The organism is Streptococcus oralis (assembly GCF_002386345.1).
Lineage (GTDB): Bacteria > Bacillota > Bacilli > Lactobacillales > Streptococcaceae > Streptococcus > Streptococcus oralis_S.
Genome location: NZ_CP023507.1, coordinates 1,408,259 through 1,421,293, shown reverse-complemented (window position 1 = coordinate 1,421,293; position 13,035 = coordinate 1,408,259). Strand labels below are relative to the sequence as shown.

13 protein-coding genes are annotated in these 13,035 nt (G+C 44.2%); 12 read left to right on the top strand and 1 reads right to left on the bottom strand.

Annotation, left to right across the window (positions count from 1 at the left end; all coding sequences use genetic code 11):
- Window positions 1–82 precede the first annotated feature (82 nt).
- From metF to dtd, 12 genes are all read left to right on the top strand, one after another.
- Entirely contained in the window at window positions 83–949 is an 867-nt protein-coding gene (gene metF / locus CO686_RS07055) for a methylenetetrahydrofolate reductase [NAD(P)H] (RefSeq protein ID WP_061421607.1), read from the top strand.
- Between the two features lie 495 nt (window positions 950–1,444).
- Window positions 1,445–3,658: a polyribonucleotide nucleotidyltransferase gene (gene pnp / locus CO686_RS07050; protein WP_096753653.1), complete on the top strand. Its 2,214-nt coding sequence runs from the start codon at window positions 1,445–1,447 to the stop codon at window positions 3,656–3,658.
- Between the two features lie 15 nt (window positions 3,659–3,673).
- A complete protein-coding gene (cysE, locus tag CO686_RS07045; RefSeq protein ID WP_096753652.1) occupies window positions 3,674–4,291 on the top strand; it encodes a serine O-acetyltransferase in 618 nt (205 codons plus the stop codon).
- A gap of 49 nt (window positions 4,292–4,340) precedes the next feature.
- Window positions 4,341–4,541 (top strand): YdeI/OmpD-associated family protein, encoded by a 201-nt coding sequence (locus tag CO686_RS07040; protein WP_002882686.1) that lies wholly within the window; start codon window positions 4,341–4,343, stop codon window positions 4,539–4,541.
- A 13-nt stretch (window positions 4,542–4,554) separates the two neighbouring features.
- Window positions 4,555–5,319, top strand: coding sequence for a nucleoside phosphorylase (locus CO686_RS07035; protein ID WP_000923404.1), 765 nt, complete (start codon window positions 4,555–4,557; stop codon window positions 5,317–5,319).
- Between the two features lie 8 nt (window positions 5,320–5,327).
- On the top strand, window positions 5,328–5,849 hold the full coding sequence (locus tag CO686_RS07030) for a dihydrofolate reductase family protein (RefSeq protein ID WP_000301981.1): 522 nt from the start codon (window positions 5,328–5,330) through the stop codon (window positions 5,847–5,849).
- 17 nt (window positions 5,850–5,866) lie between these two features.
- Window positions 5,867–7,210, top strand: coding sequence for a cysteine--tRNA ligase (cysS, locus tag CO686_RS07025; protein ID WP_070535745.1), 1,344 nt, complete (start codon window positions 5,867–5,869; stop codon window positions 7,208–7,210).
- Window positions 7,203–7,589, top strand: a complete 387-nt coding sequence (locus tag CO686_RS07020) for a Mini-ribonuclease 3 (protein ID WP_070535742.1) — start codon at window positions 7,203–7,205, stop codon at window positions 7,587–7,589. Before cysS ends, CO686_RS07020 begins: the two co-directional genes overlap by 8 nt.
- Window positions 7,590–7,592: 3 nt before the next feature.
- Window positions 7,593–8,462 carry a helix-turn-helix domain-containing protein gene (locus CO686_RS07015; RefSeq protein ID WP_084917805.1) on the top strand — a complete coding sequence of 290 codons (870 nt, stop codon included), beginning with the start codon at window positions 7,593–7,595 and terminating at the stop codon, window positions 8,460–8,462.
- 114 nt (window positions 8,463–8,576) lie between these two features.
- Window positions 8,577–9,707, top strand: coding sequence for an ABC transporter ATP-binding protein (locus CO686_RS07010; RefSeq protein ID WP_000229944.1), 1,131 nt, complete (start codon window positions 8,577–8,579; stop codon window positions 9,705–9,707).
- 139 nt (window positions 9,708–9,846) lie between these two features.
- Complete coding sequence (locus CO686_RS07005) at window positions 9,847–12,063, top strand: RelA/SpoT family protein (RefSeq protein WP_096753651.1); 2,217 nt, start codon at window positions 9,847–9,849, stop codon at window positions 12,061–12,063.
- A 29-nt stretch (window positions 12,064–12,092) separates the two neighbouring features.
- Window positions 12,093–12,536, top strand: coding sequence for a D-aminoacyl-tRNA deacylase (dtd, locus tag CO686_RS07000; protein WP_049538617.1), 444 nt, complete (start codon window positions 12,093–12,095; stop codon window positions 12,534–12,536).
- A 31-nt stretch (window positions 12,537–12,567) separates the two neighbouring features.
- Here the strand turns inward: dtd and CO686_RS10500 are convergent, their stop codons facing one another.
- Window positions 12,568–12,981 (bottom strand): hypothetical protein, encoded by a 414-nt coding sequence (locus CO686_RS10500; protein WP_096753650.1) that lies wholly within the window; start codon window positions 12,979–12,981, stop codon window positions 12,568–12,570.
- Window positions 12,982–13,035 lie beyond the last annotated feature (54 nt).

Here is a 13,035-nt window from a genome sequence, read left to right as displayed (position 1 = left end):
CTCTTGACACTGACTGATCAAGGAACTGCTTGGCCCTAGCTGGCTCAGCAATCATGAAATCAAAAAGAAAAGGATAATGACTATGTCACGCCAAACACCGTCACTTTCATTTGAAGTGTTCCCTCCAAACCCAGCAGTGGGTAATGATAAAATTATTTCAGCCTTGCAGGATATGCGGGAGCTGACACCGCACTTTATCAGTGTGACTGCCAGCAATAATAAATTTAATATCAAGGAAACAACGGTTCGTTTGGCTGACTTTATCCAGAATGATTTGGCGATTCCAACCATTGCCCACTTGCCAGCTATCTATCTGACCAAGGAAAAGGTTGCTGAAACCATTGCAGACTTGGATAAGGTTGGGGTACAGAAAATCTTGGCTTTGCGTGGGGATATTATCCCTGATGTGGAACCACAAAAGGATTTCCGCTACGCAACAGATTTGATCGAGTTCATCAAGGAACAAGCTCCTCACTTTGATATTATTGGCGCTTGCTACCCAGAGGGGCATCCTGACTCGCCAAACCAAATCTCAGATATTCAAAATCTCAAGAAGAAAGTGGATGCAGGCTGTTCAAGCCTCGTAACGCAACTTTTCTTTGACAATGAGCGCTTCTATGATTTCCAAGACAAGTGTACCTTGGCAGGGATTGATGTTCCTATTCATGCGGGGATCATGCCCATTCTTAACCGTAATCAAGCGCTTCGTCTCTTGAAGACTTGTGAGAATATCCATCTTCCACGTAAATTTAAGGCTATCTTAGACAAGTATGAGCATGACCCTGAGTCGCTCAGAGCAGCAGGACTTGCCTATGCAGTAGACCAAATTGTGGACTTGGTCACTCAGGATGTTGCAGGTGTACATCTCTACACCATGAACAATGCTGAAACAGCAAAATACATCCACCAAGCAACCCATGCCTTGTTTAATCATCAGTCTTTAGGATAATAAAAAGCAAACCATTCTTCTCAGGTGAGGGGAATGGTTCCTTTTTAATAGAAAAGCCCGCACTTTTTAAGAAAAATATGATAAAATAGACTCTGTACGTACTTGATACAAAGATGAGGGTATAAAAGTGTTAAAGGCTTTGTCGATTCTCAATTTTATGATAGAAATTTTTTCATAATTTGTTCTTTTCAGTATTTAGTTTGAGCGACACGAACGAGTCAAATCGATGTTATTTGACGAGAGAGTTAGTAAAGCATTTAGCTAATCGCCTAATAGCGATTAGCGTGAAAGGATTAGATGCTTTAGCATCAAACCTTTCTAATGATTTGTATCTTGAAAATTGAACTCGGCCGAAAAGCTGTTTAAAAAAGATAAACTGTCTTGTCTTCATCGAAGACTTCGCCAGTTTCCTATTTTTACTTTGCTTTTTGCGACCTTAGTATCTTGATCTTTGTAGGCAAGGCGTATAATTTCATCAATCCAAAGGGGATTAAAATGACAAAACAAGTGTTTCAAACGACTTTTGCAGGTCGTGAGTTAATCGTAGAGACTGGTCAGGTTGCTAAGCAAGCAAATGGCTCTGTTGTCGTGCGTTACGGTGAGTCAACTGTCTTGACTGCGGCCGTTATGTCTAAGAAAATGGCAACTGGGGATTTCTTCCCACTTCAAGTTAACTACGAAGAAAAAATGTATGCGGCTGGGAAGTTTCCTGGTGGCTTTATGAAACGTGAAGGACGTCCTTCTACTGATGCGACCTTGACAGCGCGTTTGATCGACCGTCCAATCCGTCCGATGTTTGCGGAAGGTTTCCGTAACGAAGTGCAAGTCATCAACACAGTTCTTTCTTATGATGAAAATGCATCTGCACCAATGGCAGCCATGTTTGGTTCATCATTGGCCTTGTCTATTTCAGATATTCCATTTGACGGACCAATCGCTGGGGTACAAGTGGGTTATGTCGACGGCCAAATCATCATCAACCCTACTCAAGAACAGGCAGAGCGTTCGCTTCTTGAATTGACAGTAGCTGGTACCAAGCACGCCATCAACATGGTTGAGTCTGGTGCCAAAGAATTGTCAGAAGAAATCATGTTGGAAGCCCTTCTCAAAGGGCACGAAGCTGTTAAAGAATTGATTGCCTTCCAAGAAGAAATCGTTGCTGCTGTTGGTAAGGAAAAAGCAGAAGTGGAATTGCTTCATGTGGATGCGGACTTGCAAGCTGAAATCATCGCAGCCTACAATAGTGACCTCCAAAAAGCGGTTCAAGTAGAAGAAAAATTGGCTCGTGAAGCTGCAACTCAAGCAGTTAAAGACCAAGTGACTGCTGTTTACGAAGAAAAATATGCAGACCACGAAGAATTTGATCGTATCATGCGTGATGTGGCTGAAATCTTGGAACAAATGGAACACGCTGAAGTGCGCCGTTTGATTACAGAAGATAAGGTACGTCCTGACGGTCGTAAGGTTGATGAAATCCGTCCTTTGGATGCGGTTGTTGACTTTCTTCCTCGTGTGCACGGTTCAGGTCTCTTTACTCGTGGGCAAACTCAAGCCCTTTCAGTCTTGACCTTGGCTCCGATGGGAGAAACTCAAATCATCGATGGTTTGGATCCAGAGTACAAGAAACGCTTTATGCATCACTATAACTTCCCGCAATACTCAGTAGGGGAAACAGGTCGTTACGGTGCGCCTGGTCGTCGTGAAATTGGTCATGGGGCTCTTGGAGAACGTGCTCTTGCTCAAGTCTTGCCAAGCTTGGAAGAATTCCCATACGCTATCCGTCTGGTAGCAGAAGTCTTGGAATCAAATGGTTCTTCTTCTCAAGCTTCTATCTGTGCGGGAACTCTTGCCCTTATGGCTGGTGGTGTGCCAATCAAGGCGCCAGTAGCTGGTATTGCCATGGGACTTATCTCAGATGGAAATAACTATACAGTATTGACAGATATCCAAGGTTTGGAAGACCACTTTGGAGACATGGACTTTAAGGTGGCAGGTACTCGTGAGGGGATTACAGCCCTTCAAATGGATATCAAGATCCAAGGAATTACTGCAGAAATCTTGACTGAAGCCCTTGCTCAAGCCAAGAAAGCTCGTTTTGAAATCCTTGATGTGATTGAAGCAACCATTCCAGAAGTTCGTCCAGAATTGGCTCCAACTGCACCGAAAATTGACACCATCAAGATTGATGTGGACAAGATCAAGATTGTCATCGGTAAGGGTGGAGAAACCATTGATAAGATTATCGCTGAAACAGGCGTTAAGATTGATATCGACGAAGAAGGAAATGTATCTATCTACTCTAGCGACCAAGATGCCATTAACCGTACCAAAGAAATCATCGCTGGCTTGGTTCGTGAAGCGAAAGTGGATGAAGTTTACCATGCTAAGGTTGTTCGTATCGAGAAATTTGGTGCCTTTGTCAACCTCTTTGATAAGACAGATGCACTTGTTCACATCTCAGAAATGGCTTGGACTCGTACCAACCGTGTCGAGGACTTGGTAGCTATCGGTGATGAAGTCGATGTTAAGGTTATCAAGATTGATGAAAAAGGCCGTATCGATGCCTCTATGAAAGCCCTTCTTCCTCGTCCGCCAAAACCTGAGCATGATGAAAAAGGTGAAAAGTCTGAGCGACCTCACCGTCCACGTCATCACAAGGACCACAAACCGAAGAAAGAATTTACAGAAACACCAAAAGATTCAGAATAAGAAAAGGAGAAATGTATGGGATGGTGGCGCGAAACCATTGATATTGTAAAAGAAAATGATCCAGCGGCACGCAACAGTTTGGAAGTTTTGCTGACTTATCCAGGTGTCAAGGCCTTAGCAGCTCACCGTCTCTCGCATTTTCTCTGGAAGCATGGCTTCAAACTCCTAGCTCGGATGCACAGTCAGTTTTGGCGCTTTTGGACTCAGATTGAGATCCATCCGGGTGCCCAGATTGACTCAGGTGTTTTTATCGACCATGGTTCAGGCCTGGTGATTGGAGAGACGGCGATTGTTGAAAAAGGCGTTCTTCTCTATCACGGAGTGACTCTTGGTGGAACAGGGAAGGATGTTGGCAAACGCCATCCGACTGTTCGAAAAGGGGCGCTGATTTCGGCCCACGCTCAGGTGATTGGCCCTATTGAAATTGGAGAGAAAGCCAAAGTTGGGGCGGGTGCAGTGGTTGTGGCAGATGTTCCGAGCGATGTGACAGTTGTCGGAATCCCAGCTAAGATCGTCCGAGTTCATGGACAGAAGGATGAGCCGACGATCCACGAAGTTGAAGAAAAACGAGAATACTATCTAGACAAGCTAGAGCATGCCCGTGAAGCCAGTCACCATTCATCAAGTCTGTAGGATAGGGTAGCAAAGTTATCGAGGTGAAGTATGACAGGAGGTAAGAACTATGTCAGATTTATCAGACGCAATTTTGAACCAGGCAGTTCTTGAGTTGCAAGAACGCTTGGATGGTCTTGCTAAGGAGCGCTTTATTAAACTGCCACCTAGCCACCAGCGTGAATGGGCTCATTATATCAGTGAAGCCAAAAAAGATGAGACCAAACTGCGCCGTCTAAATAAAATGAAGGCGGATTTGCTGGAGCCTTAAAGAAAGAGAAGTTATGCTATTAGAGGAATTTGAAGATGTAGCAGCAGTTATTGAGCCAACTGAAAAGCCAGTCCATGACAAGGGAGAGGTATGCGAAACCATCATTCTGTCCTTTAATGGCGAAATTCTGAAACGTTTGATTGAGTCAGAAGATGTCTATCCGGGAGGCTATTTGAAAAGCATAAACGGCCATCATCCATGGTATATTTATGGCCAAGGACCTAGCAAGCTAGCAGTTATGTTGGCTCCAATTGGGGCTCCCATGATAGTCGGCCAGCTGGAGGAGTTGGCGGCCAGAGGCTTCAAAAATTTTATCATTTTAGGTTCCTGTGGCGTTTTGGACCGCTCAATTGAGGCGGATAAAATTATCCTACCTGCGGCAGCATTGCGAGATGAAGGAACTAGCTATCACTATGCCCCACCGGGTGATGAAGTCGCCTATGACGAGTCTCTGCTGATCGAGCTGGAAGCCATCTTTGACAAGCACAATATCGAACATATCCGCACCAAGTCTTGGACGACTGATGCCTTTTATCGAGAAACGCCTGATAAGGTCAAACGTCGCTTGGCTGCTGGAGCTCAAGTGGTGGACATGGAAGCTTCAGCTATCATGGCTTGGAGTCAATTTCGCAAGAGTAAAGTCTATCAGTTCTTCTACACAGCTGACTATGTGGATCATCATAACAGAACCTGGGATGCCCGCCATGAAGAGCGGACAGCTGATGCCATGACTTTTTTCAATATCGCTTTGACAATAGCAAAGGAACTAGAAAGGTAACTACAAGAATGGCAGTATATTTTTACGGCTGTATCACCATGGATGGCTACTTGGCAGACAGCCAGCACAGGATAGACTGGCTGCATCAGCTTGGTTCTGTAGAGGATACAGGCTATGATGACTTTTACAGACAAATGGATATCACCATCATGGGCAAGCGGACCTTTGAGGAAATCCAAGATTTACAAGATGTAGAAAGTTTTTATCAAGCTACGGAAAATTATGTCTTTACGCATGATAGGCATCTGCCTGTCAGCAATTACCAGCCAGTAGCTGGGGATGTGGTGGACTTTGTTCGCCAGATTGACAAAGGCAAAAATGTCTTTGTGATTGGTGGTAATTCCTTGGTAGGACCGCTCTTGGATGCGGATCTTTTCGATCACCTCATTATTCAGATAGCGCCCCTTATCCTAGGAAAGGGGGTTCCCCTCTTTACCCAAGAGGAAGGGCAGCGCTTTTACCAACTGGATAGCCTCAGACAATTTGGCCCTTTTGCAGAGCTGGTTTTCAGCCGAAAAAGTCAGAAATAGAGAAGGGAGTGGACCGCATGATTAAAATTTACGACACCATGTCTCGTGATTTGCGAGAATTTGTCCCAATCGAAGAAGGAAAGGTTCGCATGTATGTCTGTGGGCCAACGGTATACAACTATATTCACGTAGGGAATGCCCGTTCGACGGTGGCTTTTGATACCATTCGTCGTTATTTCGAATACCGTGGCTACGAAGTTGCCTATATTTCCAACTTTACAGATGTAGACGATAAGATTATCAACCGTGCCAAGGAAGAAGGTATCACGCCTCTGGAGGTTGCGGACAAGTACATCGCTGCCTTTCGTGAGGATGTGACAGCTTTGGGCGTGAAACCTGCGACTCGCCATCCGCGTGTGGTGGAGTTTATGGCGGACATCATTCGTTTTGTGGAAGTCTTGATTGAAAAAGGTTATGCTTACGAGAGTCAAGGAGATGTTTACTTCCGCGTGGAAAAATCTCACAACTATGCTAAATTGGCCAATAAAACCTTGGAAGATTTGGAGCTGGGTGCTTCAGGTCGTACCGATGAAGAAACGGCTCGCAAGGAAAATCCTGTAGACTTTGCCCTTTGGAAAGCTGCAAAGCCAGGCGAGATTTCCTGGGATAGCCCTTGGGGACCTGGTCGTCCGGGTTGGCATATTGAATGTTCAGTCATGTCGACAGAGATTTTGGGAGATACCATTGATATCCACGGTGGTGGAGCTGATTTGGAGTTTCCTCACCATACCAACGAAATTGCCCAGTCAGAAGCAAAAACAGGCAAGACTTTTGCTAACTACTGGATGCACAATGGCTTTGTCAATATCGACAATGTTAAGATGTCTAAGTCCTTGGGCAACTTTATAACCGTACACGATGCCCTCAAAACCCTCGATGGGCAAGTGTTGCGTTTCTTCTTTGCGACTCAGCATTACCGTAAGCCTATCAACTTTACCGAAAAAGCAGTGCGAGACGCCGAAACTAATCTCAAATATCTGAAGAACACTTACGAACAACCATTTACAGGAAACGTGGATACCCAAGAGTTACAAGCTTTTAAAGACAAGTTTGTTGCCGCTATGGATGAGGATTTCAACTCCGCCAACGGTATCACAGTTGTCTTTGAAATGGCCAAATGGATCAACTCAGGAAACTATGATGCAAGTGTTAAGGAAGCTCTTGCGGATATGTTGGAGGTCTTTGGGATTGTCTTTGTTGAGGAAGTTTTGGATGCAGAGATTGAAGCTTTGATCCAAAAACGTCAAGAAGCGCGTGCCAATCGTGACTTTGCGACAGCAGACCAAATCCGTGACCAATTAGCGACTCAAGGAATTAAGCTCCTTGATACCAAGGATGGAGTGAGGTGGACTCGTGATTGATGTCAATCTCATTAACGGGATTGCGCTAGCTTTTGAAGGAGATGCAGTTTACTCCATGTATATCCGTCGCCATCTCATCCGTAAAGGCATGACCAAACCCAACAAACTCCACCAAGAGGCGACTAAGTATGTCTCAGCCAAGGCTCAGGCTCGCTTGATTGCCCTCATGTTGGAGGAGCAAGTCCTGACGGAAAAAGAAGAAGAAATCTATAAACGTGGTCGCAATACCAATAGCCACACAAAGGCTAAAAATGCTGATGTGGTGACTTACCGCATGTCTACAGGTTTTGAAGCAGTCATGGGCTATCTCCATCTGACTGAAAATCTGGAGCGTCTAGAGACCATAATTTCTTGGTGCATCCAAAAAGTGGAGGGCTAGAATATGATTGCAAAGGAATTACAAGACTGGTTTCCTGAAGCTCAGATTTCAGATCAGCCAGTAGAGAAACCGGGCTATCTCACTCTCCCTTTAGCTTCTAAGCAGTGGATTTTACTGGAGGAAGCTGGGCTCAGCGAGCGTGAAAAGCAGCTGGTTGCCCTTTTGACCCAGCAAGAGCAGGCTCGTTCGCTCAATCCTTGGTATCCCTATCTGATTGAGGGGAAGGGGCAGGCACCACAAACTTTCAAAAAGATTCAGCTGGTTTATTGCCATCTTTCCTATTTCCAACAGGAAAATCTATCCTCTTGGCTAGACATGATGCGGACTCTTTTTCCCAATTGCCAGACAGTATTGCAGGTCGGGGCTCAGGATTATGTATTTGTGCTTCAACAAGATAAGTACACCTCTGTTCGCTCAATCTTATCTGATACGATTGAAGCGGTTGAGTATGACTTTGACCTTCGTCTGTCTATCATGTTGGGGCAGGTGTGGTTTCAGACAGGCTCTCAAGCCCTATCAGACTTGATCAAAGCGGAGCGAGATTTGTTTAAGACTTGGTGGCGCCAAGGTCACCAAGGTGTACACACCTTTTCACAGCTCTATCTGTGGAGTATGGGAGAAAGGCTAGTGGACTCGAGAGTCATTAAAGAATGCCTGCACCAGATGATTTTGGATCAGGATCAGATTCAGGAAATCATTCTTTCTCTTTGGGAAAACAGTGCTGTTCTGACTAAAACAGCCCAGCAACTCTATCTGCACCGCAATTCTCTCCAATATAAGATTGATAAATGGGAAGAGTTAACAGGACTTCAGTTGAAGGAGTTAACGGATCTTACCTTGTGTTATCAGTTGATTTTACCAGATATTCTCTAAAGTTTTGTGCAAGTTGCACAGAACTTTTTTATTTTTTTGGTCACCTTGCCATAGAAATGTAAAGCGTTTTCATTTATAATGAAACTATCAAAAAATAAAAGGAGTTCACCTTCCATGGTAGAATTAAATCTTAAAAACATTTACAAAAAATATCCAAACAGCGAACACTACTCAGTTGAAGATTTCAACTTGGACATCAAAGACAAAGAATTTATCGTTTTCGTAGGTCCTTCAGGATGTGGTAAATCAACAACTCTTCGTATGATTGCTGGTCTTGAAGACATTACAGAAGGTACGGCATCTATCGATGGCGTGGTTGTCAACGACGTAGCTCCAAAAGACCGTGACATCGCCATGGTATTCCAAAACTACGCTCTTTACCCACACATGACTGTATATGACAACATGGCTTTCGGTTTGAAATTGCGTAAATACAGCAAGGAAGACATCGACAAACGTGTTCAAGAAGCAGCAGCAATCCTTGGTTTGAAAGAATTCTTGGATCGTAAACCTGCTGACCTTTCAGGTGGTCAACGTCAACGTGTTGCCATGGGTCGTGCCATCGTCCGTGATGCAAAAGTGTTCTTGATGGACGAACCTTTGTCAAACTTGGATGCCAAACTTCGTGTATCTATGCGTGCTGAAATTGCGAAGATTCACCGTCGTATCGGAGCTACAACTATCTACGTAACGCACGACCAAACAGAAGCGATGACACTTGCGGACCGTATCGTTATCATGTCAGCAACTAAGAACCCAGCTGGTACAGGTACTATCGGACGTGTTGAACAAATCGGTACCCCTCAAGAAGTTTACAAAAACCCAGTTAACAAATTTGTAGCAGGATTTATCGGAAGCCCAGCTATGAACTTCATCAATGTGAAATTGGTCGGTAGCGAAATTGTTTCTGACGGTTTCCGTTTGAAAGTGCCAGAAGGTGCTTTGAAAGTTCTTCGTGACAAAGGCTACGAAGGAAAAGAATTGATTTTCGGTATCCGTCCAGAAGATGTGAATGCAGAACCTGCTTTCCTTGAAACATTCCCAGAATCAGTTGTCAAAGCTACTATCTCAGTATCAGAATTGCTTGGTTCAGAATCTCACCTTTACTGCCAAGTTGGTAAAGACGAATTTGTTGCCAAAGTGGATGCTCGTGACTACTTGCAAACAGGTGCAACAGTTGAACTTGGATTTGACTTGAACAAAGCACACTTCTTCGACGTAGAAACTGAAAAAACAGTCTACTAAGCAAATGAAATGTCAAAACACTACTAGAGAAATCTGGCAGTGTTTTTTTAATGATTGGTATTGGCATAAAAACAGAGCTTTTCTAGTTTTCATATCCTTAAAAAAGTGATAAAATGGTAGGAAGAATTGGAGAGTATAGATGCCGAAAGAAGTGAATTTGACGGGCGATCAGGTAGTCGCTTTAACGAGAGAATATTTAACAAAGGAAGACGTTGCTTTTGTACAAAAAGCATTGATTTACGCAGTTGACTGTCATAGTGGGCAGTTTCGGAAATCAGGTGAGCCCTATATTATTCATCCCATTCAGGTGGCAGGGATTTTAGCTAAACTCAAGCTAGATGCCGTGACGGTTGCCTGCGGTTTTTTGCATGATGTGGTTGAGGATACAGATGCGACACTGGATGATTTGGAGAGAGAGTTCGGTCATGATGTTCGGATTATCGTTGATGGGGTGACCAAGCTTGGTAAGGTTGAGTACAAATCACTCGAGGAACAATTGGCTGAAAATCACCGCAAGATGCTTATGGCCATGTCAGAGGATATCCGTGTTATCTTGGTTAAATTATCGGACCGTTTGCACAATATGCGGACTCTCAAACACCTTCGAAAGGATAAGCAAGAGCGTATCTCCAGAGAAACCATGGAAATTTATGCACCACTTGCTCATCGTCTAGGGATTTCCAGTGTCAAGTGGGAGTTGGAAGATCTATCTTTCCGTTATCTCAATCCAACTGAGTTTTACAAGATCACCCACATGATGAAGGAAAAACGCAGAGAACGTGAGGCTTTGGTCGATGAAGTTGTAACCAAGTTGGAAGAGTACGCTACAGAAAGAAATCTCAAAGGAAAAATCTATGGTCGTCCTAAGCATATCTATTCGATCTACCGCAAGATGCAGGATAAGAAGAAACGCTTTGAGGAAATTTATGACCTGATTGCCATTCGCTGTATCTTAGATACCCAGAGTGATGTCTATGCTATGCTGGGTTATGTGCATGAACTTTGGAAACCTATGCCAGGCCGCTTCAAAGACTATATCGCCAATCGTAAGGCCAATGGTTACCAGTCTATCCATACAACTGTTTATGGGCCAAAAGGGCCGATTGAGTTCCAGATTCGGACCAAGGAAATGCACGAAGTGGCTGAGTACGGGGTTGCGGCTCACTGGGCTTATAAGAAAGGCATTAAAGGGCAGGTCAACAGCAAGGAATCTGCTATTGGGATGAACTGGATCAAGGAGATGATGGAGCTCCAAGACCAGGCTGATGATGCCAAGGAATTTGTGGACTCTGTTAAAGAAAACTATCTGGCGGAGGAGATTTACGTCTTTACTCCAGATGGTGCGGTTCGCTCCCTTCCAAAAGATTCAGGACCGATTGACTTTGCCTATGAAATCCATACCAAAGTCGGTGAAAAAGCGACTGGTGCCAAGGTCAATGGCCGTATGGTTCCACTGACAACCAAGCTCAAGACAGGGGATCAGGTTGAAATTATCACCAATCCCAACTCCTTTGGTCCGAGTCGTGACTGGCTCAACATGGTCAAGACCAGCAAGGCGCGCAACAAGATTCGTCAGTTCTTTAAAAATCAAGACAAGGAATTATCCGTTAACAAGGGCCGTGAAATGTTGATGGCCCAGTTCCAAGAAAACGGCTATGTAGCCAATAAATTCATGGACAAGCGCCATATGGATGAGGTTCTTCAAAAGACCAGCTACAAGACAGAGGAGTCTCTCTTTGCGGCCATTGGTTTTGGAGAAATTGGCGCTATTACCGTCTTTAACCGTTTGACCGAAAAGGAACGCCGCGAGGAAGAACGCGCTAAGGCCAAGGCGGAAGCAGAAGAGCTTGTCAAAGGTGGCGAAGTTAAGGTTGAGAACAAAGAAACCCTCAAGGTTAAGCATGAGGGTGGCGTGGTCATTGAAGGTGCTTCAGGTCTCCTAGTTCGGATTGCCAAGTGTTGCAATCCAGTGCCGGGTGACGACATTGTCGGCTACATTACTAAGGGACGCGGTGTGGCTATTCACCGTGTGGACTGTATGAATCTCCGTGCCCAAGAAAACTACGAGCAACGTCTCCTTGATGTGGAGTGGGAAGATCAATTCTCAAGCAAGGAATACACTGCCCACATCGATATCTATGGTCTCAACCGTACAGGGCTTTTGAACGATGTTTTACAAGTTCTCTCCAACACGACCAAAAATATCTCAACCGTTAATGCTCAACCAACCAAGGATATGAAATTTGCCAATATCCATGTGTCCTTTGGAATTTCAAACCTTTCTACGCTGACAACGGTCGTTGACAAAATCAAGAGTGTGCCAGAGGTTTACTCCGTCAAACGGACCAACGGCTAATTCTCCCTTCAGTTACTAGAAAGGCTATTATGAAAATCATCATTCAACGAGTCAAGAAAGCCCAAGTGAGTATCGAAGGTCAGGTTCAGGGAAAAATCAATCAGGGTCTCTTATTGTTGGTCGGTGTAGGCCCAGAGGACCAAGAGGAAGATCTGGATTATGCTGTGAGAAAACTGGTCAACATGCGGATTTTTTCAGATGCAGAAGGCAAGATGAATCTGTCTGTTAAGGATATTGGGGGCGAAATCCTTTCTATTTCTCAGTTTACCCTCTTTGCAGATACTAAGAAGGGCAATCGTCCAGCCTTTACAGGTGCAGCCAAGCCTGATAGGGCAGCTGCCTTCTATGACACTTTCAACCAAAAGCTAGCTCAGGAAGTGCCCGTTCAGAAAGGTATCTTTGGAGCGGATATGCAGGTAGAGCTGGTCAATGACGGACCGGTCACCATTATCCTTGATACAAAAAATAGATAAGAAAACCAAGCCTTGTCGGCTTGGTTTTTGTTTAGAAACACTCCCATAAAGAAATGTGTTTGTTGTAAAAGTCGGGATAGTTTTCTCTTAGGTGGCTAGCCGTCATATAATATAAAGTAGAATGACAGGAAGTAAAGACTGGAGTAAGAGAGTAGAAATATTGAGGGCCAGTGATGGATAAAAAGACAAATAATAGAAAATCGCTGATGAGCACTCCTAAATAGTAGAAGCGAATTTTTTTGTTCATCTGAGGATAAATCTCAGAGAAATGTTTTTTGAGTCGATTGACCAAGCGAAATAGCAGTAGTCCTTGAGCAAGGATGAAAATGAAGCAAAAAATCAGACCTCTCTCCAAAGAAAGTTCGTATCGGGGTCTGAAAGTTACCAACAGTAGCAAATCGCTGACTACAATGGCTGCAAAATGGATTCTAAAGAGCTTTTTCATAGGAAGACCTCCCTCTTTTATCTAGCTTCATTCTACATCAAACGAATGGAACTT